The organism is Clostridium perfringens (assembly GCF_016027375.1).
GTDB lineage: Bacteria > Bacillota > Clostridia > Clostridiales > Clostridiaceae > Sarcina > Sarcina perfringens.
Genome location: NZ_CP065681.1, coordinates 2,384,756 through 2,411,553, shown reverse-complemented (window position 1 = coordinate 2,411,553; position 26,798 = coordinate 2,384,756). Strand labels below are relative to the sequence as shown.

Genomic DNA, 26,798 nt, shown 5'->3' with positions numbered 1-26,798 from the left:
GTATAAGGGCTAAATCAAATTAACTGAATTATTATACATATTTCAATTACAATTAAAAACCCTATATGAAAAATTTCAAATATAAAAGGTTATATTAATTTTTACAAGAATAAAATATTAAGAATTACTAAGAATAGATATAGTGTTAAAAGTTATTATAGAGGAGTTGGAATAATGAAAAAGAGAATAGAACGCTTAATAATTTTTTGTATGCTTATAACTATAACTATTCCCAATATAGCATATGCAAAAACTAATATGAGATATGAACAAGAAAAAACAAATATTGTAGAACCTTATGGCCCTAAAATAGAAGATTTAAAAAGTAAGGATGTTATTATAAATAACTTACAGGAAATAAAGAGAATAAGAGGAAATTTAACTGCTGTTAATATAAGTGAAAGTTCTACACCTAATGAGTTAAAAGATGTATATAATCGTTTAGACTTTTATATTCAAGAGTTCATTGAGATTAAAAAAAATTTAGATAATAATATAAAGACATATACAAATTCATTTTCAGATAAATTTTTTTCTGAGCAAGTTTTATTTATAGCTGAAAGTTATATTGTTAGTTTAAGACAACAACAAAACTTAATAATTGCATTACAAGAAAAAAAAGTAGATGCAAAAAAACTGGTTTATTCAAGTTATTTAATACCTATATATCATTATATTACTTTAGGAGACCAAATGACGGCATATGTTGATACTTATTTTGTAGTAATATAAGTGCATTAAAGAATTTATTTATAGCTAATAATAAATATTTAAAACTAGATAACTTTTAACATAAACTTAATTTTATTATTCATTTTTAAAAGCAATATATTACTAAAATAGTATTAACTAATATATATAATTAAATAAAAAATAATATATAAAATTAAAAATTTCTCAATTACATTAAGCTGATAATTGAGAATTTTTTTTATATACTATTTATATAGTATATAATTCAACTAATAGTTAATTTATTTAATTTTAAATTAACTATTATTCAAGGGAATTTAAAAAATTTCCATATATTAATCCAAAATAATTAATAACAGATGAAATTAATAAAAAAGGTTAAATTTAAATCTTTTTTATATTTTAGATTAATTTTCATTAATTATGAAGAAATAGCTATTTTACAAGCATTAAAACTTAATATGATATGTATTTAAATATTAATACTGAATTCACTAAAAATTAAGTATCTAATTTATATTATTTTTCAGTATAATATAATTACTTAATGTCTTTCTATATAAAGTTTTATAATTAAGTAGGGGTATAATATGAAAAAACTAGCTTTTATTATAAAAAATATTTTGAAATTCTGGTATTGGCAAGATATAGAAAAGTCTAATATTTTTATAAGGCTTATGAATCTTGGAATGGCTTTATTTTTAAGTTTTTGTCTTTTAGTATGGATGTATGGAGAAAACTTTAATATTATATTAAGATTATTTATAAGTATTTATGGAGTTCTATGCTTCATGTCTTTTTGGCCAGTTTCATATTTATTTGATGAAAAGGACAAGGTAAAAGGAAGTACATTTTACATATTTCAAAATATTTCAGTATTTTTCTCTATTATTATATTAGTTGTTTATATACTGAAGAATTATGATAGAGTTAAAAGCTAGTAATATAATCAAAAGTAAACCAATATAATTTAAAAAATATAATCTTAAAATCAAAAGTTTATAATATAAAAATAAACTGATAAAATATAAAAATAGTATTTTATCAGTTTTATTTTTTATCTTAATATTCATAAGTTACTATGTGTTCAATCTCATTCTTAAGATTAGTTAACTTTTCTCTAAAGAATGTAGGATAAGCGCGATAATTACTTAGTTCTTCTATTGGAATCCAATACATTATTTCCTTAACTTCACTAGTATAGCTATTACTATTTAAATTACGTGTTCCTCTAGGTTTCATTAAAAAATAAAAACATATTTCATGACAGTTTTTACCTTCCAAACTTCCATCACCTTTAAAGAAGTTTTCATGTATAAATACCAATCTATCAACTTCATATTCAACTCCTGTTTCTTCAAAGACTTCACGCTTTACAGCTTCTTCAGCTGATTCTCCCATATGTACTCCACCACCAATAGAATAGTAGTAATCTTCCCTTTCATTACTAGCGAAAAGAACAGACTCATCTTCAATAATAATTGCACCAGCACGATAACGAAACCAGTTACTTTCCTTTACAAAACCACAATCATATTCCATAATATTAAACCTCTCAAAATTATACTTTAAGATTAATTTTATTCCTTATAAAAAAATATTTCTAGTATTTTTTACATTTTATTCAATTTATAATCCATGAAGGATATATAATAAAAATATAAATACTTGTACCAAAGTTTATAAGATAACTGTGAAGTTACAAGAGTAATTAATTTAATAGAGATTATTTTCATAGTATTTTAACTATGATTGCTATAGAAACTGTAGAAAAAGATTAAGCAGAAGTTAATTAAATCTTTGAAGCAGTTTATTTAGGTGTTATAGGAGGAATAGAAAATGAGATTATTACTAAGTGATAAAGAGTTAAATATTAATTTTTTAGAGAGTGATGAAAATAAATATATTGATTTATCTAAGCTTAGAATTTCAAATTGTATAGGATGTTTTGGTTGTTGGACTAAAACTCCTGGAAAGTGTGTTATCCGTGATGATGCAGTAAAGGTTTATCCTATTATTGCAAAGAGTGATAAGGTTATTTATGTAAGCAAAGTTAAATATGGTTCTTATGATACAGTGATGAAAACTATGCTTGAGAGAGCTATTCCAATTCAGCAAGCCTTTATTCGTCTTTTAAATGGGGAGGCTCATCATGTTCAGCGTGATGTTGCTATGAAGGAGGCTATTATTATTGCATATGGAAATATAGAAGATGAGGAAAAAGAAATATTTAAAAGGTTAGTAGAGCGTAACTCTCACAATATGAATTTCAAAAGTTTTAATGTTATTTTTGTAGGTGAAGAGAATTTAGAAGAGGTAGTAGATAAGGAGGTTAGAAAATGGGAAGAGTAATTATTATAAATGGGAGTCCAAGAGCACCAAGATCTAATTCTAAAGAGTATGGAGAAATCTTTAGCAGTTATTACAAAGGACAAGCTGATACTTTTAATATTACAAAAAATAATCATAAAGAGATTTGTAGTAAGATAGGAGAGTATACAGATATACTACTTGTTTTTCCACTTTATGCAGATGGACTTCCAGTTACAATGCTTAACTTTTTAAAGGTTCTTGAAGAAAATCCACCAAAAAATAAACCTAAAGTAAGTGTAATAGTAAATTGTGGATTCATAGAGCCAGAGCAAAACAATGTTTGTATTGATATGGTTAAATTATTTTGCAAACAAAATACATATGAGTTTAATTCAGTACTATCAATTGGTGGTGGTGAAGCTATTTTAGGAACACCTTTTAAAATCTTTGTAAAATGGAAAATAAAAAAATTAGGAAAGTCTATTTATAATAACACTCCTGAAAACTTAAGGGTTACCATGCCTATATCAAAAAAGATGTATCTTAAGGCCTCTACAAATTATTGGATTAACTATGGAAAAAGAAATGGTATTACAAAATCACAGATGGAAACCATGAAGATTGAATAGTTATTTATTCTATTAGGATAATAAATGTTATTTTTGAATTTAAATTAACTTTAAAGTTTATAAGTTATAATAAAATAATAGGTTTTAAAAAGAATAAAATCTATTTAATAGAGGACTCTATATTAATAATTATATTTTATAATTAAAAAATACATAATAAATTTTATATCCTTAGGCATTTAGATAAGTTGCCTAAGGATATATTTTTATTATTAAAAATTAATTGAGTTTAAGGAAGAAACAATCTAACTTTTAACAGTTTAACCTATAGTTAAATTATTTAATTTTAAATTAACTACTATTCAATTGTAGCTTAGTATATCACTTGATAAAATAATACTATCAAAAGCTTTTGTTATTATTATTTTATCAAGGAGTAGAGATTATATGAGAATAAATGAGATTATAAAAGAGAAAAGAAATGCTCAAGGGTTAACTCAGGAACAAGTTGCCATGTATCTTGGAGTATCAACGCCTGCAGTGAATAAATGGGAAAAGGGAACTTGCTATCCAGATATTACATTACTACCAGCTTTAGCAAGGCTTTTAAAGGTTGATTTAAATACCTTACTTTCATTTAAGGAAGATTTATCAGAGCAAGAGATAGGAGTTTTTGTTAATGAGTTAGTAAAGATAGCTAATAATGATGGATTTCATATAGCTTTTGAAAAAGCCATGGACAAAATCTATGAGTATCCTACCTGTGATAAATTGATTTTAACAGTTTCTACAGTGATGCAAGGAAGCCTGTATATGTTTGGAGTTGAAAGTAAGGAGAAGTATGAAGAGCAGATAGAAGAGTTTTATATTAAATTAACAAGAAGTGATGATATAGAGATTAGAAATCAAGCAGTTTCTATGCTTATAAACATATATTTAGGAAGAAAAGAGTATGGGAAAGCACAGGAGTGTGTGGATAAATTACCTGATATTACTTACGATAAAAAAGTATTACAAGGAAATATTTATAATAAATCTGGTGAATTTCAAAAGGCTGCTGAAATTTTTGAACAGAAGTTACTTTCAGCCACTACTGATATATTTATAAGTTTAATTTCTATGCTTGAAATAGCCTTAAAAGAAGGGCGCAATGAGGATGCTAATTATTTTGCAGAAGTTATAGATAAGACAACAAAATTATATGATTTATGTGAGTATAATTCATATAGTGGGTATTTTGAAGTATACAAAGCAGAAAAAGATGTAGAAAACTTTTTACTTGTATTAAAGAAAATATTAGATGTAATGGGCAAAAAGTGGGAGCCATCAAAATCTAAATTATATAAGCATATAAAAAGTAAAGGAGACGAAGAGGGATTTAATGAGCAACTTCTTTCTAACTTTGTAAACATTCTAAAAAATGATAGCGATGGTGAATTAGATTTTTTAAAGGATAATGAGGAATTTAATAATTTATTAAATTCATCTATATAATAAAACTTTAGATATAAAAATTATTATTTAAGGGAAATTAAAACATTACCATATATTAAACTCAAAATCATTAATAACAGATGAAATTAATAAAAGAGGTTAAATTTTAATCTGATTTTAATCTTTCTTATATTTTAGATTAATTTTCTAAAAGTATTATATAACCAAGATGAATAAGGAAATTAATTCGTGGAGGTAATATAAATGGAAAGAAATGAAATGATTAATATTTTAATTAGAAAGGCTAATATAAATGAGGAAGAGGCACAAGAGGTGCTAGAAAAATGTAATTGGGATCTTTTAGATGCTATTGTTTACTTAGAGAGAAGAGGAAAAGTAGAAAATAATGAAGTTACAGCACTCACTATAGTTGAGATGAAGGAAGAAAAAGAAGATAAGAAAAAGCAGGATGAGAAATTTGGTGGCATTGGAGAAATTGTTGGAAGAATGTTTAGGTTTATAGGTAAAATTATAAGAAAAGGAACTAAAAATTTCCTTGAGATTAGAAAAGACAAGGAAAAACCAATAAGAATATCTTTAACAATATCAATCCTCTTCTTAATATTTTTATCAGTACCAACTATAGTTTTATTAATCGTAGGATTATTCTGTGGATATAAATATTCAATTTCAGGACCTGACTTTAATTATGATGGAGTAAACAATATTTTTGAAGAAGTATCAAAGTCAGCAAATCATATTAAAAAAGATTTTAAAGAAGGATATGAAAAATAGTTTTTAGATAGTACTATTAAAGGAGCTACATCAAAACTCTTATATAAAATTTTATAAATATATTCCGAGAATTACTGAATTTTAAGTGAAAGTCTAAATTTTAATTTAGATTCTTGAACTTATTAAATGGAACTTTAGTTATATTGTAGTCATTAATTATAGCAATTACTTCTAATAATTTGATAAAGCTCAGAACTTAAGTGAAAATCCAAATTTTAATTTGGCAATTTGAACTTATGCAATGGAACATAAGTGACATTGTATTCCTATTAATACGATGCTTAGCTTATTAACGCAAATTATTCTACGTAATAGCTTAAATTCTAAAGGTCATTCAGATATTTTCTTTATATTATTTATAAAGTTTTATTAACAAGTTATTTTGATATAGCTCCTTTATTTTTGTGGTGTGGAAATATCAGGGGAATGGTATAATTTAATTATTATAAAGAGAATTAAAGTGGGAGATTAAAAGCTTTAATACTAATATAGGAGTAATGAGCTTCAGTAAATATGGAGGATTATTTATGGAAAAGCTTAAACTTGTAGATAAGTTAAAAAATAAAGCTAATATAAGCTATGAAGAAGCTAAAGATGTTTTAGAAAAGAGCAACTGGGATATGCTAGAGGCTATGCTATATTTAGAAGCACATGGAAAGGTGCAAAAGCCTTCCATTAGTATATTTTATACCAATGAATCCAAAGAAAGTTACAATGAAAATGGAGAAGAAGTTAATCTTAAAAAAGATACAAATGAAAATAATTTTGAAAATAAAAATAGTTTTGAAGGAGTTTTTGAAGCTATATGCAAAGCTATAGATACTTGCAATAATATATTTATTGAAATAATAAGAAATAGTAGAGTGATTTTAAAAATTCCTTTTACTGTACTAATTGTACTTTTGTTTTTTGCATTTTGGATAGTTATACCTTTAATGATAATTGGACTATTCTTTAATATGGAATTCTTAGTATCTTCTAAAAAGATTGATGTAGATAAAATAAACAAAGTATTTAAGGAAACATCAAAAGTAGTTAAAGACGTAAAAGGTAAGTTTACTAACCATATGCACTAAAAAGAATTCTTACTTAAGGGGGTTAATGAATGATTAAGATTTTGATTGTTGAAGATGAAGAAAAAATAGCAAGATTCATAGAATTAGAGTTAATTCATGAAGGATATAAAGTAATAAAAGCAGATAATGGGAGAACAGGTCTTGAAATTGCAGAGAGAGGAGAAGCTGACTTAATTATTCTAGATGTTATGCTTCCAGAAATTAATGGTCTTGAAGTATTAAGAAGAATCAGAAAGGTATCAGAAGTTCCTATTATAATGCTTACAGCAAGAGATGCTGTAATGGATAAGGTTTCAGGGCTAGATGCTGGAGCTGATGATTATATAACAAAGCCTTTTGCTATAGAGGAATTGCTTGCAAGAATAAGAACAGCTCTTAAAAAGAGAGTATTTACAGTGAAAAAAGATGAAGATGTAATAAGATGTGGATTATTAACCTTAGACAAGATGAGACATAAAGTAATGTATGGTGATACAGAAATAGAATTAACTAATAGAGAATTTACTTTGTTGCAAATATTAATGGAAAACAAAAATATAGTATTAACTAGAGATGTGCTTATAGAAAAGGTATGTGGTTATAACTATGTTGGAGAAACAAATGTAATAGATGTTTACGTAAGATATTTAAGAACAAAGATTGACGATGTTTTTAAGGTTAAAATAATAAGTACAGTACGTGGTGTAGGATACGTAATAAAAGATGAGTAAAAAGAATAAACCTAAAAATGTTACCTCTATTGCAATAAAGATTAATGCTATTTCTGTTAGAGATTTATTTTTTAGATTTTTAGCAATTGACATATGTTTAATAATTATTTTAATTATTCTTTGGTGTATTCAAGCTGAAAAAGATTTCTATGGAGAATTGGTAAAAAATGCACAAAGGTCATTTAACTTTTTCCCTATAGAAAATTCAACCTATACAGTTGTTTGGAGTAATGGAAAGACCATGGTTAAAGAAGCTGGTGCTTTTTTATATTATGTTAGAAAAATAGTTATAATTTTAGGAATAGTAGAAGGAGTATTTTTATTAGAAGAAATAATATTTGGTACAGCTAAAATTAGAAAGACCTTAAAACCACTTAATGAAATAGCAGAAACAGCAAGTAGGCTTAGTAATATGGACTTTGATGAGGAAAAATTTCAAAGTCTTGAAGATGCTATTTCCAAAATAAGTCCTGTAACATCTGATGAGAGAATACATATAGGTGATAGCGAGCTTAAAGGATTAGAGGATGCAATAAACAAGCTTTTAGACAGGATGAGGGATTCTTATAGGCAACAAGCAAGGTTTGTATCAGATGCATCTCACGAACTTAGAACTCCTATTTCTGTAATTCAAGGATATGCTAATATGCTAGATAGATGGGGAAAAAATGATGAGAGCGTATTAGAAGAGTCTATTATAGCAATAAAGAGTGAATCTGAAAATATGAAAAATCTAGTTGAGCAGCTATTATTCTTAGCTAGAGGTATTAATGGAAAGACTCAGCTTACAATAAAGGAATTTTCTTTAAATGATATGATAGATGAAGTTTTTGAAGAGTCTAAGATGATAGATAAAAATCATGTATATAACTACATTGAATCAGAACATATAACTGTTCAGGGTGATATGGCTTTGCTTAAACAAACAGCTAGAATACTAGTTGAAAATGCAACTAAATATACAGAAGAAGGAGAAACAATAACGCTTAAAGTAGGTAAGAATTCTAAAGGAGAAGCTTATTTCTCAATTCAAGACAATGGAATTGGCATGGATGAGAATGATGTGCCTCATATATTTGAACGTTTTTTTAGGGCTGATACAGCAAGAGTTAGAAAAAATGGTGGAACAGGGCTTGGGCTTTCTATAGCAAAGTGGATAATTGATAACCACAAAGGGTACTTTAGTGTTTTAAGTAGAAAAGGAATAGGAACAAGGATAACTGTTTACTTACCACAAAATATTAAGTAGCAAATATAGTTCTAAATTGGATTTAATAGAATGAAAATGGTGTCTTTATAGGGGATAGATACACCATGGTTGTGATTGTAAAAATTAATAATAAGATTAGCATATATTATATAATGAAATTTAAGGAGAGAATATGAAGTTATTAGCAAGTGATTTTGATGGAACATTATTAGTAGATAAAAAAATTAATAAGAGAGATATTGAAGGAATTAAAAATTTACGTAAAAAAGGTCATAAATTCATTATATCTACAGGTAGAACACTTCTAACTATGGAGGGAGTAATTGAAAAATATGACTTAGAGTTTGATTATTTGGTTCTTTGCAATGGAGCTGTAATACTTGATAAGAATAAAAATGTAATAAAAAATAACCTTGTTGATTTTGAGGCAGTTAAAAAGATTGTAGAAGAGTTTGCAGATCAAGATAAAATAATGATTTATTTTGATGATGGAAGTGGAATGAAACTAATAGAAAATAAAAGCGTTGATATGAAAAATCTATATTTTTCTGAAGAAATTGACTTTGATTTAGTAAAAAAAGAAGAGATATTAGATTTAAAAAGTGGAGCAGTAATCTTAAGTATATGCACCTCAGATGCCTCTGTAGAAAGAGGAGAAGAAATAAAGAAAAGATTAATAGAAATCTTTGGTGATGAGCTTTCCATATTCAGAAATCAGTTCTTTGTGGACATATCCTCAAAAGGCTCCTCAAAAGGGGAGGGTCTAAAGGAAGTTTTAAAACTAGAAAACAAAAATCTTAATGATATATACACCATAGGTGATTCTTTTAATGATATATCTATGTTTGAAATAACAGATAATAGCTATACCTTTAACAGAGCAGAAGAGGGCGTAAAGGCACATGCAAATAATCACGTAGACTATGTTCATGAAATTGTTGACCATATAATAAAATAGGGATGAATACTTAATAACAGGATGTTTAAAAGGTAAGAAAAATAGATAAACTTTTCTTACCTTTTTTTTATTTTATAAGATTTAAGTAATAGTAAAGCATTTATTATGAAAATAGGGAATAGTACAAACATTCCTATGAAAAACCAGTGATACTGTATTAAAAATAGTCTTTTAAAAGGCACATCCCAATAGGATACTTCAAAGACAGGGACTGCACCATCACCAGAGAATTCATAAGTTATATCTGTTACTTTCCCATAAACAGTAAGGGAACCAATTTCAGCTGGATCAGAAACGAGGTCATAGGGTGTATTGCCTACAAGTTTTATAAGAGAAGTATTTGCTTCTGGATAAGTATCTTTTAAAAGTTTTTTTAACTTTTTTGAATCTTCTTTAAGATAGTGAGTTGCTCCAGTAACTGCTTGATAATAAACCTTTAGCTTTATATCACCATTTTCAATAGCAGATCTTCCTATTAATTTAATCGGTGAAAATATGAGAAAGGCTAAGAGCAAAGCATAAATTACCACAAAAATCTTTTGAAACTTCATAGTTCACCTCCAATAATTATGTATTTTTCTAAATTATTATGCATGTCTATATTGAAATTTAAAAAGATTTATTTAAAAATAAATTCATACTAAAATTGGAAATATAATAAGATTTTATCATAAAGTAAGTTTAAAAAATTAAACTGAATGTAAAATTTATTAAAGGTGTGTTCTTAGATAAGATTTACCTTATGTTAATTGTTTTCAATAAAGTCTTTTGATATTATTAAAAAGATATTTGGTTAAACATATGAAAAAAAATTAAAATTTTTAGTATTTAAATATAAACTTAATGATTACGAAGGAGAATAACTATGATATTTAAAATTGAGGATAGAGATAGAAAAGAAAAAATATCACGAGAAATACTATGTGAACTTCAAGAGTGGTTTGGGTTGCCAGAGAGTACAGCTGAATATATTACTTATAGTAAGGAAATGTCTTTTGGGGCTGATATAGAAAATAGACAAGTAAGAGGCTTTATTGCACTAAAAGAAACAAGTCCATATACTTTAGAGATTTATGTTATGGGAGTATTAAAAGAATTTCATAGATATAAAATAGGTACTAAGTTATTTAAAGCTTGTTATGATTATGCCAAAGAACAGAGATATTTATATATGCAAGTCAAAACAGTAAAAGAAGGATGTTATGATGTTTAAGATAGAACAAATTCATTTTATAAAAAGCTTGGACTTAAAGAGTTTGAATGCTTTCCTACACTTTGGGACCAATGGAATCCTTGTCAGATTTATATTATGCCTATTAATTAAATTAAAGATATAAACAATGGTAAATCAAATTTCACCTAATAAGTCTAATGCTTCAGTAGCCATAGCTAAAATATTTTCTTGAATATTATTTACGTTTTTAAATCTTTTTTACTATACCACTTAAGAATTTTAGATTCACCAATTTCAGGTGAGGTCTCAAAGGAAGTAGTTGTTGCATAATAAACAAAGTCTATATGTGAATGATTAGGACTTACATCGCCCAAAATTGTGTGTATAGGATTTATGAGTAGTTTTTCACCAGATAAATCACATGATTTTTTTAGATTTATGTCTATGGGATTATATAAAGTTACATTTAATCCAGCTTCTTCTTTTGCTTCACGAATATATGCTTCTTTAGGCAATTCATTTACTTCAATATGTTCACCTAAAGGGAGCATTTTTTTAGCTTTCTTATGTAAATGTAATAATACCTTATTTTAATATAAAATTATATAATTCTTGGTATTATTAATGAGAATAAAAATAAATAGCTTGCAATAAATGTTAAATTTTTAATCCAATAGTATTATTAAAGTTTATATATTTAAAGTTATACTCAAATATGAATTGAAAATTTTTTGAATAAATTTTAATTATATTTAACTTCAGATTTATTCTTGTTTTAAAGTGTAATCGTTTGTTTTTGTGATAAAAATATTATCTTGCTATATTTTTTAATTTTATATTTTAAAATAAAGTGTTAAAAATGTTAAAAGTTGTTTTAAAAAAATTATTAAATATGCTATAATCTGTAGAATAATGGATAAATTTAAATAATATAGTGGGAGTTAATTTATGAAAAAAAGTAAGAGGTTTATAATGCTTATACTCTTTTTTCTTGTATTTATAATGTTATTTTTATGTCATGGATTAATTATAAATAAAGAGCAAAGAAAAACCTTATTGAAAATTGGATTTTATGATGACTACCCTCATTTTTATATTGACCATAAAGCCAATATCTGTGGATATTATAAGGATATAACTGAAAAATTAGCTGAAAAACTTAATTTTAAGATTGAATATGTAAATGGAAAAGCTCCAGATCTTTTAAAAGAACTTAAAAACGGAGAAATAGATTTAGTATTTGGAATAAAAAAACTTCCTGAGAGAGAAGAATTCTTTGAGTTTACAAATAAATCTATAAATAATGAGCTAAAGCTTATATATACTAATACTGATATAAAATATGGTGATTTAGAAGCCTTAAATGGCATGAAAATGGGATATATAGAGGGAGAATTAGATAATGAATGGATATTAGATTATCTAAGAAAAAGAAATATAAATGTTGAACTAGTTAAGGGATCTTCTTATAAAGCAATAAAAACTTTATTAGCTGATAATAAGGTGGATTTTATTGTAGATAATCCAGATAGTGATATAAAAAATAAAGGAGAAAATATTAGAGAAATTTTTGAATTTTCATCTGGACCAAAATATATTGTAGCAAATAAGAATAATAATGAGTTAATAAAAAAATTTGATGGATCACTTAGTACAATTAATCTTAATGGATATCTTGATAATAACCATTATTTTAAAAAAACTCATAACTTTATCATTGCTATTACTAATAAGAATGTAATTACTTTAATTATTTTTATTATATGTATAATTATATTTAAGAGGGTTAAAAAGAGAATAGTTAAAATCTTTAAAAAGAAAAAAATATATAATGATCTAAAAAAAGATAATTATATTTTGTATTATCAACCAATAGTGGATTTTAAACATAATAGAGTAAGAAGCGTTGAGGCTTTATTGCGTTTAAGGAAAGACGGCAAATTACTAACTCCATATCATTTTATGAAGGTGATAGAAGACGCCAATATGATGAAAGAAATTACATTGTGGGTCTTAAAGAGAGTAATTAAAGATTACAATATTATAAGGTGTTACGACAATATCAATGAAAAAGACTTTTATATTTCTCTAAATGTATCTTTTAATGAGATAAAAGATAGAGAATTTTTAAAGAAAATAGTTGAAATAGTTAATGATAACAAAATAATAAAAAATAGTATTTGTTTAGAGATTGTAGAAAAGTTTGTAGTAGGTGAAATAGAAAAAATACAAGAAAATATCAACTTTTTACAAGACAATGGTATTTTAATCGCAATAGATGACTTTGGTGTGGAGTACTCAAATTTAGATTTATTAAAGAAAATAGATTCTAATATTATTAAAATAGATAAGTTTTTTGCAGATGGAATTAATGATTCAGAAATAAGCCTTAAAGTAATAGACTTTATATTAGATATATGTAGATTATCAGATAAGTCTATAGTTATTGAGGGGATAGAGGAAAAAGAGCAGGTTGATATAATAAAAACCTTTCTTTATGAAAAAATTTATATTCAAGGATATTATTTCTCAAAGCCATTAGATATTAAAAGTTTAAAAGCTTATACCTTTTAGAATAAACTTATGGATATAATTACTTAATTTAATAAATAATAAAATAAGTAAATATTTAAAGGAAATAAGTAAGAAGAATAGAAGTAAGTAATTAGTCTTATTTTAGGAGGTAAAAAAGGTGAAGATTGGAAGAGTAAGAGAGGATGCTAATGATGCCTTTGAAAGCTTAATTGGATTTGAATTTATTTTATTAGATTTAAAGATTAAAGATAAATTTATGGTACTAAATCCTTTGACAACAGAGGGCTTTGAAAAGTTTTATTATGAGATTTTTAAAAGGTTTGGGAAAGATGTAATCAATAAAAAATACAAAGATTTCTTAAAATATATGATGAGTGAAGAGTGTGGGTTTGATATTTGCTCAGATATAGACAACTTTAAGAATCTAAGAGATTTTACTGATGATGATAAGAAAAATTATAATTTTGCTCTAGAAAACTTCAAGGGCAAATATGGTTTGCAATAAACAGTATTTTAATCAAAAATCTTAATAGTTCTTTAGAAGAAAACCTTCTAAAGCATAGTTTGCAATAAAACTTATGTTAATCAATAATTAAGCTATTAAAGGTAGAAGAAGTTTATAAGATTTTAAAATAAGCAGTATAGTAAGGCATATACTAAAAATGATTTTAAAATATAAAAATACATCTTTGTAATAAAGTAGTAAGCTATATTCTATAGAATTTAAAAAATTAGCTTTTGCTTAAGTGAAAGTTAAAGTATATTAATACCTAAGATAATATTTGCCTTTTTATTAACAATGGGGCCTTGTTAAAGTCTATATTAAGACCTAACTTGATTTTTCAAAGAGTTTCTATAAATAATGAAACTTTAATGAATCATTAAGAAGGTCTTTTATTTTTAGAATAAATGAATTGGATTAAAAGGAATATGTAACATCATTTTATATATAGGCATAGTATATTACTATAACGAAATTACCATATATGTAAAGGATGGATAAATAATATGTATGATTGTACTGATGACAAATTTAAATTAGAGTATGCACGTGCATATATATTACCTCAGAAATATGAAAACTTATATTCAATCTGTAAAGGTTTCTGGAAGGGAACAATCTTTAAAGACTTATACAGACCATATAAAGAAAAGAAAGAATGTTAATGAGGTGAAATTATGAAAGCACTAGAATTATTAGATGATATACAAAAGTTACAATTTTATGCAGTGGAATTAAATCTTTATCTTGATAATTTCCCAGAAAACAGAAAAGCTACTGAGGACTATAAAGAAATATCTTCAAAATTAAGCGAATTAATAGAAAGATTTGAATGTGAATATGGACCTATAAGAAATTTTGGAGATGCTTATGTAGAAAACCCAGTTGCATGGATTGAACAACCTTGGCCTTGGGAAATTAAATGTTAGGAGGATTTAATTATGTGGTATTATGTAAAAACTTTAGAATATCCAATAAACTTAAAGTGTAACGATCTTAGAATGGCAAAGTTTTTAATATCTCAATATGGTGGACCAGATGGAGAGTTAAGTGCAGCACTTAGATATTTAAATCAAAGATATACAATGCCAACTAATAAAGCAAAGGGATTATTAACTGATATAGGAACAGAAGAAATGGCTCACGTAGAAATGATTGCAACTATGATTTATCAATTAATGGATAATGCTTCCCTTGAAGATTTAAAGAAAGCAGGACTAGCTGGTCATTATACAGATCATGGAAAGGCATTATATTATGCAGATGCTCAAGGAAATCCATGGACAGCAACTTATATTCAAGCAAAGGGTGATGTTATAGCTGATTTACATGAAGATATGGCAGCTGAGCAAAAGGCTAGAGCAACTTACGAATGGCTTATAAACTTAACTGATGATCAAGATATAAAGGAAATCTTACGATTCTTAAGAGAAAGAGAAATTGTTCACTTCCAAAGATTTGGTGAAGCATTAATGGATGTTCAAGACAAAATGAAATGTAAAAAATAAGTAGAACAAAAGGGCTATATCAAAATTAATTTTGATAAATGCCCTTTATTTATATTTTTTTACAACTTGAATAAGAATCAATATATTGTATTCTTTAATTATATTTTATTATATGGGAGAGATTAAAAATATAATAGTTCTATCTATTGGTACTTTTAAAAAATATAATAAAAAGCTATTTAATCTCTTTACAAGCTAATTCATAACCACCACGAGCCATTGTAATTTCTACTTCATAGATCACATTGTCTAATTTAAAGATTACAGGTTTTTCTTTACTTATAAATTCAACATTACTTTCTTGCTTTAAAATCGTATCGCATATGGTATTAGCTGAAGGGTACTGTAATGAATCCTTTAGCTCAACAACAAAGGTTTTCCTAAAAAGTTTCATTATTAAAATCACTCCTTTTTATAAAATTATATGCTTAGATATTATATATTTACATTCATTATATCAGGATAGTGTTACTTATAAAGAATTTTAATGAAATGTTTACTTAAAATACATAATATAAAATAATTTTACATGTTATAATAAAGTTGTAATAAAAGTAAAAATATGTATATAAATATTGAAGGTGTATTTTAAACTAAAGTATAGTCTTTAGATGAAGGGTGACTTTTATTTAACTATTAAATTTAAGGCTATGATTTTATTTTATTAATATTGTCACACGATATAATCAACATATTAAAAGTTTAGAATACATTTTTAATATAAGTGTACAATTAATAAACAATTAAATAATATATTAATTAGTTATAAGGGAACTAGTTATTTAGATTTAATAAGTTTATTAAGTTTAATTTTTACTAGATTATTTTAGGAGGTGTTATAGAGGGGAAAATTGATATTATGTAAACTACAAAATTCATTATGAATTTTATAGTTTAAGAAAACGTTTTAAAGCAATCATAAATAAATATATTCTAATTTATAATCTGTTAATTTACTATGAAAAATTAGTTTGATTCTTTCAGAAAAAAAGGGGTTCTTAAAGAATCAATTTAACAGTTAGTGGAATTTATAGGGGGAATATTAATATGATGAAATATTTTCAGAAATTAGGTAAATCTTTAATGCTACCAGTTGCTGCACTTCCAGTAGCAGGTATATTAATGGGAATTGGATATTGGCTAGACCCATCTGGATGGGGTGCTAATAGTGTAGTATCAGCATTCTTATTAACATCTGGTGGAGCTATTATAGATAACATGGCAATCTTATTTGCTATTGGGGTAGCTGTTGGTATGTCAGATGATAATGATGGAGCAGCAGGTTTAGCAGGTTTAGTATCATGGCTTATGATAACTACATTATTATCTAGTGCAGTTGTTGCAATGATGCAAGGAGTAGATGTTGAAGCTGTTAACCCAGCTTTTGGAAAGATACAAAACCAATTTATAGGTATCGTAGCCGGTTTAATAGGAGCTGGTTGTTATAATAGGTTTAAAAATACTAAATTACCAGATTTCTTAGGATTCTTTAGTGGAAGAAGATGTGTTGCTATAGTAACAGCACTTGCTTCAATAGTAGCTTCTTTAGTTTTATACTTTGTATATCCTGTAATATATAGCGCATTAGTTTCATTTGGTGAATCAATAATAGCTATGGGACCAATAGGAGCTGGTGTTTATGGATTCTTCAATAGATTATTAATACCACTTGGTTTACACCATGCTTTAAACTCAGTATTCTGGTTTGACGTTGCTGGTATAAATGATATAGGAAACTTCTGGGCTGGAACAGGTACTTTAGGACAAACTGGTATGTATATGTCAGGTTTCTTTCCAGTAATGATGTTTGGTTTACCTGCTGCTGCTTTTGCAATGTATCGTTGTGCAAAAACTAATAAAAAGAAGGCTGCTGCTGGTATATTATTAGCTGCTGCTTTATCATCATTCGTTACAGGAGTAACTGAACCATTAGAATTTGCATTCATGTTCTTAGCACCTGCTTTATATGTAGCTCATGCTTTATTAACAGGAATATCTATGGCAGTTGTTGCTGCTTTACCAGTAAGAGCAGGATTTAACTTTAGTGCTGGCTTAGTAGACTGGATATTAAGTTTTGCATCACCAATGGCATTAAACCCATTATACTTATTAGGTATAGGTTTAGTATTTGGAGTTATATACTACTTAGTATTCGTAGTTATGATAAAGAAATTTGACTTAAAGACTCCAGGTAGAGAAGATGATGAGGATGATGATTCAAATGCAGTTTTAGCAAATAATAACTACACTGAAGTTGCAAAAATCATCTTAGAAGGACTAGGTGGACCTTCTAATATTACTTCAATTGATAACTGTATAACTAGATTAAGATTAGAAGTAAAAGACAGCACACTAGTTAATGAGAAAAAGATAAAATCATCTGGTGTTTCAGGAGTTATAAGACCTGGAAAAACAAGTGTTCAAGTTATAGTTGGAACACAAGTACAATTCGTAGCTGACGAGTTTAAGAAACTTTGTAAGTCTAAAAATTACGTATAATAATTAATATGGTTTTAAAGTTTTAATATAAAGTTTTTATATAAAAAGTTTAATCTTTAGATTAAGACTTTTTAATAAAGAAATAATAAAGTATCTCTTATATTTAAAAATAATTCCAGTAGAGTAGTTAGATATTTCTACTGGAATTTTTTTATAATAAACCCCAATTGTATAGAATTTAAGTGAATTTAATAAATCTAAAGATTTTAATTAATTTGTATATATTGTAAAATAAATTAATATAATTATTAGAATATAGATTGGGGAGATTTTATGAAACCAGCAGATTTAACAGGAATTCTAGTACTTGCTTTTTTAGGGGGAGGAATATTAACCTTTTTAGGGGTAATAATTAAATATTTTAATTGTGGAGATATACTAAACGGCTTTTATGAAAAGAAGCATGATAAAGAGAAAGTATCTAGAATTGTTGGAATGGATTTTTTGATAATTGGATTAAGTGTAATAATAATTGCTCTTATTAGTATATTTATAGATAAGAAATATTATAATGCTATAATGATAACCCAAGGAATTATTATTGTTTTGGGATTAATAAAAGCTTTATATGATCAATTCTTTAAATGTGGTAAAAATTAATTATAAATAAATATGAAGATGGGGTGTTTTTATGTTTAAATTAAATCTAAAAGAAGAAGATATTCTAATGAAGATTACAGTTATGAAACAAGTGAGTAATAAGGATGCAGCTATAAATTTTGTATCAAATTTAGTAACTGGAGCTGGTGGAGATGTGGCATATAAAGTAAATCTAATTGTAACTAAGGATTCTCTTTATTTAGAGCATGTAGGACATGCATCCTTAGGTTATGCTGAAGAAACAAGAGAGGTTGATCAGATACCATTTAAAGATTTAAAAGAATTTTCAGTAACTACTAAAGATGAAAATGAAGAAGTAAAAATAGTAACTGCTAATAAGGAATTTAATCTTTTTAGAGATAATTCAAAAGGTGATAATTTAGCATTAACTATGGCTAAGGTAGTAGAAGATTTAAAGTAATATAGCTTTAAATTAATATAAAACTATAAAAATACATGTGTTTATTTAATTTTACAAATTAATAATATAATTAATAAATGAAAAGCTAGCAAGAAAAAAATAAAAAATCTTGCTAGCTTTTTATTTATAGTATAACTTCTATAAATTAATGTTTTTAGAGTTTAATTTTATTTATAAAGTGATTTTATAAAAGATGAATAAAATGTAAAAAGTATAAAAAACAAGTCGTTTTTTATAATATTACATAAAAAATTAGAATATCTTATATTGAATATAGGATTAAATTTTTGTATTATATAAATACTAAAATAATATATTGGCAAACCTAGGGAAATCTAGAGACGCAAAGCTAAAGGGGCTAAGGTTATATGATAACTATGCTAGCCAGTTGCCGAAGAATTAATATTCTTTGTTTTAATAGAGTTAATTTATAAATATATACTTAAGTATATATTTATTTTTAGAACTGTTTTTATGCAACTATCCTTTAATTAATATTAAGGATAGTTTTTTTTAGTAAAAATACTTTATTAAATGGTATAGGCGTAGAGAGATGACTCGTGGTTACATAATAATATGAGGGGGAAAATTATGAAGAAAAAAATATCTAAAATTCTTATTGCATCAATGATAATGTCAAATGCAAGTCCTATTTTGAATGTTTATGCTAGTGAGGTAATAAAGGAAAAGATAAGTTCTATAGAAGAAAGCGTAATAAATCAAGCATCTATAAATCAATTCAATTTAAATAGCTACGAGAATTTTGATGCATATAATCAAAAGTACAAAGTACAGAGAAATGAAATAGTTTCAATAACAAATAATGGGGGACAATATTCAACAAGTTCTATAGACAAAGCTATAGATGGTGACTTGGCTACTCACTGGGAAACAGGAAGAGAAAATAGTTCTGATTTCACAAATGAAGTTGTAGTAGAATTTAATGAGTTAGAATCAATAGATAGAATAGCATATGCAACAAGACAAGATGGAGCAAGAGGAAAGGGATATCCAACAGAGTTTGATATATATGCTTCACAAACTGGAAATGATAATGACTTTAAATTAGTTTCTCAAGGGACAAGTAAGTCAACAGGAAGTCTTATGGAGTTTAAGTTTGATACAGTACAAGCTAAAAAACTTAAATTCGTATTTAAATCAGCTGATAGAGATTGGGCAAGTGCTTCAGAGTTTTGGTTTTATAAGGAAGATAAAATCATGGATAAGGTGAACTCCATATTCACAAATGAAGGAAAAAATAAGGTGAATCCAGAGTTTGACACTATAGAAAAATTAGATGCTTTTGAAAATGAGATTAAAGATCATCCATTTTATGAAAAGTTTAAAGAAATAATAGAAAATGCTAAGTTAGTTTTACAAGGAAACAATGTAGTTTACAAGGATGCCTTAGTAAGTAAATTTAAAGATTTTAATGATGAATCATTAAAAAAATATAATGAACTATTTAAGATAAATACATCATCAATAACAACTAATGGAGGAAGTTATGCAGAAAATACAATAGAGAGAGCTATTGATGGAGATGTTAATACAAAATGGCATTCTGGAAAGCAAAATAGTTCAGATTTTACAAATGAGGTAATAATTACTTTAGATAAATTAGAGACTTTAGATAGAGTAGTTTACACAAACTTAAATATGAGAGGATTTGCTGAGGCCTTTGATATATATACATCAAAGACAACTTCTGGAGATACCTTTGAAAAAGTTACTTCAGGAAACAGTGAAGTAACAAAAGGTTCAGTAGAAATTAAGTTTAATCCAACAGAGGCAAGAAGAGTTAAATTTGTATTTAAAAAAGGATATGAAAATTGGGCTTTAGCATCAGAATTTACTTTCTATAAAGAAGATCAGTTAAGAGATAAAATGAGTAGATTATTCACAGATAGCACTATGAGTCAAGTATCTGAAGAATTTAATACTTTAGAAAAAATAGAAAAGTTAGAATCAGAAGCTAAGAAGCATCCTTTTTATAATGATTATAAAGAAGAGATAGAGAATGTTAAGTTAATTATTGAAAATAAAGAGGTTCAATATACTGATGCTAAAGTATCTGACTTTTTAAATCCAGATAATAAATTACTTAAAGCTTATGATGCTATCTATAAGTTAGATAAGAGCAAAATAAAATCAATAAAAACTAATGGTGGACAATATGCATCAGAATCTATAGATAAAGCTATAGACGGAGATTTCAATACAAAATGGCATTCAGGAAAGCAAAATACAGAAAACTTTACAAATGAAGTTGAAATAGAATTAGAAGAATTAACTACATTAGATAGAATAGTATATACAGCACCTCGTGGTTCAAATAGAGGTTTTGCTGAAGCTTTTGATATTTATGCATCAAGAACAACTAAGGGAGATAATTATCAAAAGGTAACTAGTGGCAATGCTAATATAACTCAAAATTCTGTAGAAATAAAATTTAATCCAACAGAATTTAAGAGAATTAAATTTGTATTCAAAAAAGGTTATGAAAACTGGGCTTGTGCTAGTGAATTTGGATTATATAAAGAAGATAAAACATCAGATAAAGTTGATAAACTATTTACAAATGGATTAATGAATGAATTATCAGAAGACTTTAATACAGAAGAAAAATTAGCTTCATTAGAGGAAGAGGTAAAAAATCATCCCTTAGTAAATTTATATAAGGAAAAATTAGAACTTGCTAAAGAAGTATTAGCAGGAAATACAGGATCTACTGTATTTGAATTACAAAGTAGAGGAAACTCAATTAAAGAATCTCAAAAAAGAAAGGTTTGGAATTTCCAAGACTGGCAACCAACTGGCTATGCAGTAAAATCTGGACAAGTAATAACTGTTTATGTTGATGTGGAAGATGGAAAGCCAACACCAAAATTAGTATTTAAACAAATGGATAGTCAGCATAACGGAGATGTTACTATAAGTTTAAGCAAAGGTAAAAATGTAATAACTATACCAGAAAAACCTACAAATGAGTTAAGACCAGGAACAGCTAAGGCAGGTGTACTTTATACAAGTAACCCATACACTTCAGAAGAACAAGGAAGAAAGCCTAAAATAAGAATAGAGGGTGCTATAAACTATCCAAACTATATAAAAGGCATTGATAATGATGAAGAAGTTATGAATGATCTTGAAGAATATGTTGATTTATTAAAAAAGGATCCTCAATTACCAGATGTATTTGATGTATTTAGTGATAAAACATTAGTTAACGTAACTGCAACCTATGCTTTAAATTGGTATAAAAATAATAATAAATTACCAAGTGAAACTGCAAATAAAAGTGATGAAGTAATTAAAGAAACTATGAAATATTGGGGATTTGATGAATCTAGTGAGGTTAACTCTGACTTTAACTTTAGATATATAAGTATGCTTAAATGGTTAGACAATGGAGGCTTTATGAATGCTGGAAATGGAATAACAGGATTTAATAAAGCAGAGCAAGGTGGAGCGTTAGGCGTAGATACTGGTTGGGGATTTATGCATGAAATGGGTCATAATTTTGACACTAATAATAGAACTATAGTAGAGGTAACTAATAATATGCTTCCACTTCATTTTGAGAGAATTAAAGGTGTACCATCTAATATAACTAGACAAAATTTATGGGAAAGAAACATATTACCAAAGGTGGCTTTAGATGATTATTCTAATAATGAATATTATCCAGAAAGTGATAAATCTTTATTATCTCATGTAGCCCCTTTATGGCAATTACAGTTATATGATAAAACTTTCTGGCCAAGATTTGAACAAGAATTTAGAAGTAGAGATATAGGTGGTGGAAGTTGGGAAAATAAACACAATGCATGGGTTATGGCTGCATCAGATGTGTTTAAGTTAGACTTATCAGAGCATTTTGAAAGACATGGAATGGATGTATGGAAAGAGACTAAGGAATATACATCTAAATATCCTAAACCATCTAATAAATTATGGTACGCAAATGATAAAATGTACTTAAATAAAGGTGGAGTATTTACAGAAAATCTTAAGTTCGAGGCAGAAGCAAAAATAGTAAACGGAAATGATGTATCAATTTCTTTTGATATAGATAATGAAAATAAAAACAATGTTATAGGATATGAAATATCTAGGGATGGCAAAACAATAGGATTTACATCAACAAATAATTTTGTTGATCACGGAGCTAATATAGATGAAAACCATGAATACAGTATAGTTGCTTATGACAATGAAATAAATCCTAGTAAGCCTTATAATTTTAAATTACATGCTCCAAGTATTAGTGCACAACAAAAGGTTTTAATAGCGCTTAATGAAGAGTTTAACCCATTGGATTACGTAAAAGCTTATAATTACGAAGGAAATGATATAAGCAATAAAATTGAAGTAATTAAGAATACTTTTGATAACACTAAGAAAGGTGAATATGAAGTTGTTTATAAAGTCACTGATGAAGAGGAAACTAAAGAAAAAACTCTTAAAGTTGAAGTAGTTAGTGCTTATGACTATTTATCAGATGAAGAGTGGGAATCAGTAGAAACTCAATGGGGAACTCCAAGAAGAAATACAAATATAAAAGGTAGAGTAAATGGAGAAATTAAAACCTTTGAGAAGGGCATAGGAATACATGCTAATGGAAAAGTTGTATATGATTTATCAGGAAAAGATTATGACAGATTTGAGGCTTTATTAGGTGTTGATCAAACAATAGGAGCTAACGATAATTCAAGTATTTCTTTTAAGGTTATAGCAGATGGAGAGACTTTAGAAACAACTAAGGTTTTAAGATATAACGATAATATGGTAGAAATAAGTGTACCAGTTAAGGGCGTTAATAAGTTAGAAATACAAGTTAGTGATAGTGGAAATGGAAATACATCAGACCACGGTATAATAGTAAACCCTAAGTTATCAACTAATAATGTAAAGCCTACAATAAAAACTGAAGATACAGTAATAAATGTTAAGGATAATTTTAATATATTAGATGGTGTTACTGCTAATGATGTAGAAGATGGTGATTTAACATCAAGCATAAAAGTAAAATCAAGTGATTTTGAAGCAAATAGAGGTGGAATATACACTGTAGTATATGAAGTTACAGATAAAGACGGAAACACAGTTACTAAGGAAAGAAAAATATACACAATAACTACAGCTGAAAGTTTAAGTGATAAGGAATGGAAATCAGCATCATCTGGATGGAGAGATGTAAAAAAAGACTTAAGTGTTGAAGATAATAGAATAACTTTACTTGGTGAAAATGGACAAGAAGTAGAATATGATAAAGGTCTTGGAACTCATGCAAACTCAGAGATAGTTTATGATCTATCAGGTAAAAATTATGGAATGTTTGAAACTTATGTTGGTGTAGATAGAGAAATGAGAAACTCTAATGAGCCATCAGTAATCTTTGAAGTTTACGTTGATGGAAAAAAAGTATTTGATAGCGGTGTTATGAATGTAAACACTGAAAGAAAGCATGTTTTAATTCCAATAGCAGGAGCAAGTGAGCTTAAATTAGTCGCTAAAGATGGTGGAAATGGAAATGCCGGAGATCATGCAGACTGGGCAGATGCAAAAGTTTATACTACAAGCGATAAACCAATATTAACTGGGGAAGAGGTAGCCTTAAATATAGGTGATTTATTTAACCCATTACAAGGAATGGTTGCTAATGATCCTGAAGATGGAGACATAACAAAGAATATAAAAGTTATAAATAATAATGTAAATACAAAAAGAGGAGGTAACTATATAGTATCCTATGAAGTTACTGATTCTCATGGAAATAAAACTACACTAGATAGAAAAGTATCAGTTGTTAATGCTTATGATTATATAAGTGATAAGAACTGGAAATCAGCTAATTCAGGTTGGAGAAGTGTACAAAAAGATAGAAGTGTTGAAAATAATACCATAACTTTACTTGGTGAAGATGGACAAGAAGTGGAGTATAAGAAGGGTATTGGAACTCATGCAACTTCAACAATAGTATATGATTTATCTGAGGGAAATTATAAGTTCTTTGAAGCATATGTTGGTGTAGATAGAGAGATGAGAAATTCTGATGTATCATCTTTAAGCTTTGAAGTTTATGTTGATGGAAAAAAAGTATTTGATAGTGGGGTTATGAATTCAGAGACTACAAGAAAGCATGTTTTAATTCCAATAGTTGGAGTAAGTGAACTTAAATTAGTAGCTAAAGATGGTGGCAATGGAAATGGAGGAGATCATGCAGACTGGGCAGATGCTAAGTTATTATATGCAGACTCTAAGGATTTTACTGCTTTAGAAAAAATAGTTGAGGAAGCAAGAGGATTAGATGGAAATCTATATACTGAAGAAAGCTTTAATAAATTACAAGTTGCTCTAGAAAAGGCTAACAAAGTATTAGAAAACCCTAATCCAGAACAAGAAGTAATAGACTCTACTATTATAGAGCTTAGAGAGGCTATGGATAATTTAGAGGCAGCTATTGATTTAACAGAGGAAGTTAATATACCAGATAATGAATTAAAAAGGGCTATAAAAGATCAATTAAATCTATCAAGGGATGTAATAACAAGAGGCGATATGAATAAGTTAACAAGCTTATCAGCAGTTGGATATGGAATAGCAAACTTAGAAGGTTTACAATATGCTGTAAATATAGAAGAATTAAATCTTGACTGCAATGAAATAAGAGACATATCTAAAATAAAAGATTTAAAGAAGCTTAACAATGTAAGCATAAAAGAACAATATATAGTTATAAGATCACCAGAAGAAGTTGAAGGAAAATATGTTATAAATGAATCCTTTGTAGGAAAAGATGGAGAAAGATTATCACCTAAAGAAATAAATATAAGAAGAAATACAGGTGGACAAAGTATTGACATATCAAATGTTGATGTTGAAAGTTCTTTAAATAATGGAAATTTAGAACTAGATACTAAGCTTTTTAAAGAAGGTTTTAGTGGTATAGCAGCAGTGTATGAGGATTTAGATGGAAAATATGTAGCAACTCTTTCAACTATAGTAAGTAGATAAAAATAATTTATTTAAGCAGAATATTTAAATTAAAGTAAAAGGAAAGGGATTCGTATTTTAAATACGAATCCCTTATTAGTTTTATATAAAGTAAAATATTTGAAATGGTATTTAGTTTTTACATTACTATTTAATTTATTATTCATTTAAATAAGATTTTATAAATAACTTTTATCTTAGTGATTTTAATATATGGTGTTGTAAACATATTATGCACAATATAGCTAAGAATATAGGAAAGAAAGGGTTAAATTTAAAACATACTATACATAGACATAATATTAAAATAATAAAATTTAAAAAAGTTGAAAATAATATCTTTTTATATTTTTCTTCGTTTAAATTAGTATATAGAATTCCATTAAATCTAATTTCAGTATCGCCACTAAGGAATGAACAAATTGGATTAATAATTCCAGTCATAAGCATAGTTAAAAGCATCATTAAAGAAATACAATAATATATAAGCATCTACATCTTTCCTCCTTACTTAGAATATTTATTTAAATTTAAATTTTAATCTTATATTAAAAAATAATAATAAATTAATCAATAGGTTTTGCGCAACTGGTCGAAAAGTTAACAAAATTGGCATAAAAGTAAGTAAATGTATTAATAGAGGGTTAATAAGGTATGAATTTTAGATAATTAATATATAAGTAATATTAATAAATTTATTTTTATTAAGGGTTTATTAGATGAGTTTTACATATATTATTAATGGGTTAGTTTGTTAAATATTGGTGGATTTAATGGGGGAAATTATATAAAATTAATCTAA

General features: G+C 26.6%; 25 protein-coding genes and 1 riboswitch. Of the genes, 20 read left to right on the top strand and 5 right to left on the bottom strand.

Annotation, left to right across the window (positions count from 1 at the left end; all coding sequences use genetic code 11):
- The first annotated feature begins 174 nt into the window (after window positions 1-174).
- Both I6G60_RS11375 and I6G60_RS11370 read left to right on the top strand, forming a co-directional pair.
- Window positions 175-732, top strand: coding sequence for a hypothetical protein (locus tag I6G60_RS11375; protein ID WP_004456258.1), 558 nt, complete (start codon window positions 175-177; stop codon window positions 730-732).
- 551 nt (window positions 733-1,283) lie between these two features.
- Complete coding sequence (locus I6G60_RS11370) at window positions 1,284-1,634, top strand: hypothetical protein (protein ID WP_197925335.1); 351 nt, start codon at window positions 1,284-1,286, stop codon at window positions 1,632-1,634.
- Window positions 1,635-1,755: 121 nt separating this feature from the next.
- Here the strand turns inward: I6G60_RS11370 and I6G60_RS11365 are convergent, their stop codons facing one another.
- Window positions 1,756-2,235, bottom strand: a complete 480-nt coding sequence (locus I6G60_RS11365; RefSeq protein ID WP_110084288.1) for an NUDIX hydrolase — start codon at window positions 2,233-2,235, stop codon at window positions 1,756-1,758.
- A 297-nt stretch (window positions 2,236-2,532) separates the two neighbouring features.
- Between I6G60_RS11365 and I6G60_RS11360 the strand changes: the two genes are divergently transcribed.
- The 8 genes from I6G60_RS11360 (at window position 2,533) to I6G60_RS11325 (ending at window position 9,758) form a co-directional block, all read left to right on the top strand.
- Entirely contained in the window at window positions 2,533-3,045 is a 513-nt protein-coding gene (locus I6G60_RS11360) for an NAD(P)H-dependent oxidoreductase (protein ID WP_110077375.1), read from the top strand.
- Window positions 3,033-3,635, top strand: a complete 603-nt coding sequence (locus tag I6G60_RS11355) for a hypothetical protein (RefSeq protein ID WP_110077376.1) — start codon at window positions 3,033-3,035, stop codon at window positions 3,633-3,635. The genes I6G60_RS11360 and I6G60_RS11355 overlap by 13 nt, the downstream gene beginning before the upstream one ends.
- Window positions 3,636-4,022: 387 nt before the next feature.
- Window positions 4,023-5,069, top strand: coding sequence for a helix-turn-helix domain-containing protein (locus I6G60_RS11350; protein ID WP_110077377.1), 1,047 nt, complete (start codon window positions 4,023-4,025; stop codon window positions 5,067-5,069).
- 204 nt (window positions 5,070-5,273) lie between these two features.
- Window positions 5,274-5,804, top strand: coding sequence for a UBA domain-containing protein (locus tag I6G60_RS11345; protein WP_061415437.1), 531 nt, complete (start codon window positions 5,274-5,276; stop codon window positions 5,802-5,804).
- A 527-nt stretch (window positions 5,805-6,331) separates the two neighbouring features.
- Window positions 6,332-6,880: a UBA domain-containing protein gene (locus I6G60_RS11340; RefSeq protein WP_061415439.1), complete on the top strand. Its 549-nt coding sequence runs from the start codon at window positions 6,332-6,334 to the stop codon at window positions 6,878-6,880.
- Window positions 6,881-6,909: 29 nt separating this feature from the next.
- Complete coding sequence (locus tag I6G60_RS11335) at window positions 6,910-7,590, top strand: response regulator transcription factor (protein ID WP_003480791.1); 681 nt, start codon at window positions 6,910-6,912, stop codon at window positions 7,588-7,590.
- Complete coding sequence (locus I6G60_RS11330; RefSeq protein ID WP_003462180.1) at window positions 7,583-8,839, top strand: sensor histidine kinase; 1,257 nt, start codon at window positions 7,583-7,585, stop codon at window positions 8,837-8,839. The genes I6G60_RS11335 and I6G60_RS11330 overlap by 8 nt, the downstream gene beginning before the upstream one ends.
- A 133-nt stretch (window positions 8,840-8,972) precedes the next feature.
- The gene (locus tag I6G60_RS11325) at window positions 8,973-9,758 is read left to right on the top strand and encodes an HAD family hydrolase (RefSeq protein ID WP_110077378.1); all 786 of its coding nucleotides are present in this window, start codon (window positions 8,973-8,975) and stop codon (window positions 9,756-9,758) included.
- 56 nt (window positions 9,759-9,814) lie between these two features.
- Here the strand turns inward: I6G60_RS11325 and I6G60_RS11320 are convergent, their stop codons facing one another.
- The gene (locus tag I6G60_RS11320; RefSeq protein WP_003454097.1) at window positions 9,815-10,309 is read right to left on the bottom strand and encodes a hypothetical protein; all 495 of its coding nucleotides are present in this window, start codon (window positions 10,307-10,309) and stop codon (window positions 9,815-9,817) included.
- A 314-nt stretch (window positions 10,310-10,623) separates the two neighbouring features.
- On the opposite strand from I6G60_RS11320, the gene I6G60_RS11315 reads away from it, so the two are divergent.
- Window positions 10,624-10,971: a GNAT family N-acetyltransferase gene (locus I6G60_RS11315; protein ID WP_337250390.1), complete on the top strand. Its 348-nt coding sequence runs from the start codon at window positions 10,624-10,626 to the stop codon at window positions 10,969-10,971.
- 200 nt (window positions 10,972-11,171) lie between these two features.
- Here I6G60_RS11315 and I6G60_RS11310 read toward each other — a convergent pair whose 3' ends face one another.
- A complete protein-coding gene (locus I6G60_RS11310) occupies window positions 11,172-11,483 on the bottom strand; it encodes an NUDIX domain-containing protein (RefSeq protein WP_223932438.1) in 312 nt (103 codons plus the stop codon).
- 397 nt (window positions 11,484-11,880) lie between these two features.
- On the opposite strand from I6G60_RS11310, the gene I6G60_RS11305 reads away from it, so the two are divergent.
- From I6G60_RS11305 to I6G60_RS11285, 5 genes are all read left to right on the top strand, one after another.
- Window positions 11,881-13,506: an EAL domain-containing protein gene (locus I6G60_RS11305; RefSeq protein WP_163235648.1), complete on the top strand. Its 1,626-nt coding sequence runs from the start codon at window positions 11,881-11,883 to the stop codon at window positions 13,504-13,506.
- Window positions 13,507-13,624: 118 nt separating this feature from the next.
- Window positions 13,625-13,972: a hypothetical protein gene (locus I6G60_RS11300; protein ID WP_003454002.1), complete on the top strand. Its 348-nt coding sequence runs from the start codon at window positions 13,625-13,627 to the stop codon at window positions 13,970-13,972.
- 503 nt (window positions 13,973-14,475) lie between these two features.
- Window positions 14,476-14,634 carry a spore coat associated protein CotJA gene (locus tag I6G60_RS11295; RefSeq protein WP_003453870.1) on the top strand — a complete coding sequence of 53 codons (159 nt, stop codon included), beginning with the start codon at window positions 14,476-14,478 and terminating at the stop codon, window positions 14,632-14,634.
- A gap of 12 nt (window positions 14,635-14,646) precedes the next feature.
- The gene (locus I6G60_RS11290; RefSeq protein ID WP_111693928.1) at window positions 14,647-14,898 is read left to right on the top strand and encodes a spore coat protein CotJB; all 252 of its coding nucleotides are present in this window, start codon (window positions 14,647-14,649) and stop codon (window positions 14,896-14,898) included.
- A 12-nt stretch (window positions 14,899-14,910) separates the two neighbouring features.
- Complete coding sequence (locus I6G60_RS11285) at window positions 14,911-15,477, top strand: manganese catalase family protein (protein ID WP_057231230.1); 567 nt, start codon at window positions 14,911-14,913, stop codon at window positions 15,475-15,477.
- 175 nt (window positions 15,478-15,652) lie between these two features.
- On the opposite strand, the gene I6G60_RS11280 is transcribed toward I6G60_RS11285, so the two are convergent.
- Complete coding sequence (locus I6G60_RS11280) at window positions 15,653-15,871, bottom strand: DUF4318 domain-containing protein (protein ID WP_003454064.1); 219 nt, start codon at window positions 15,869-15,871, stop codon at window positions 15,653-15,655.
- Window positions 15,872-16,524: 653 nt separating this feature from the next.
- On the opposite strand from I6G60_RS11280, the gene nagE reads away from it, so the two are divergent.
- From nagE to I6G60_RS11260, 4 genes are all read left to right on the top strand, one after another.
- On the top strand, window positions 16,525-17,976 hold the full coding sequence (gene nagE / locus I6G60_RS11275) for an N-acetylglucosamine-specific PTS transporter subunit IIBC (RefSeq protein ID WP_197925333.1): 1,452 nt from the start codon (window positions 16,525-16,527) through the stop codon (window positions 17,974-17,976).
- Window positions 17,977-18,249: 273 nt separating this feature from the next.
- Complete coding sequence (locus I6G60_RS11270) at window positions 18,250-18,576, top strand: DUF3784 domain-containing protein (protein ID WP_110083155.1); 327 nt, start codon at window positions 18,250-18,252, stop codon at window positions 18,574-18,576.
- 31 nt (window positions 18,577-18,607) lie between these two features.
- On the top strand, window positions 18,608-18,997 hold the full coding sequence (locus tag I6G60_RS11265) for a hypothetical protein (protein ID WP_195934390.1): 390 nt from the start codon (window positions 18,608-18,610) through the stop codon (window positions 18,995-18,997).
- Window positions 18,998-19,305: 308 nt separating this feature from the next.
- A riboswitch (cyclic di-GMP riboswitch) is annotated at window positions 19,306-19,393 on the top strand.
- 195 nt (window positions 19,394-19,588) lie between these two features.
- A complete protein-coding gene (locus I6G60_RS11260) occupies window positions 19,589-26,017 on the top strand; it encodes an NPCBM/NEW2 domain-containing protein (RefSeq protein WP_138329677.1) in 6,429 nt (2,142 codons plus the stop codon).
- A 171-nt stretch (window positions 26,018-26,188) separates the two neighbouring features.
- Here I6G60_RS11260 and I6G60_RS11255 read toward each other — a convergent pair whose 3' ends face one another.
- Window positions 26,189-26,488, bottom strand: coding sequence for a hypothetical protein (locus I6G60_RS11255; protein WP_003480815.1), 300 nt, complete (start codon window positions 26,486-26,488; stop codon window positions 26,189-26,191).
- Window positions 26,489-26,798: the final 310 nt, after the last annotated feature.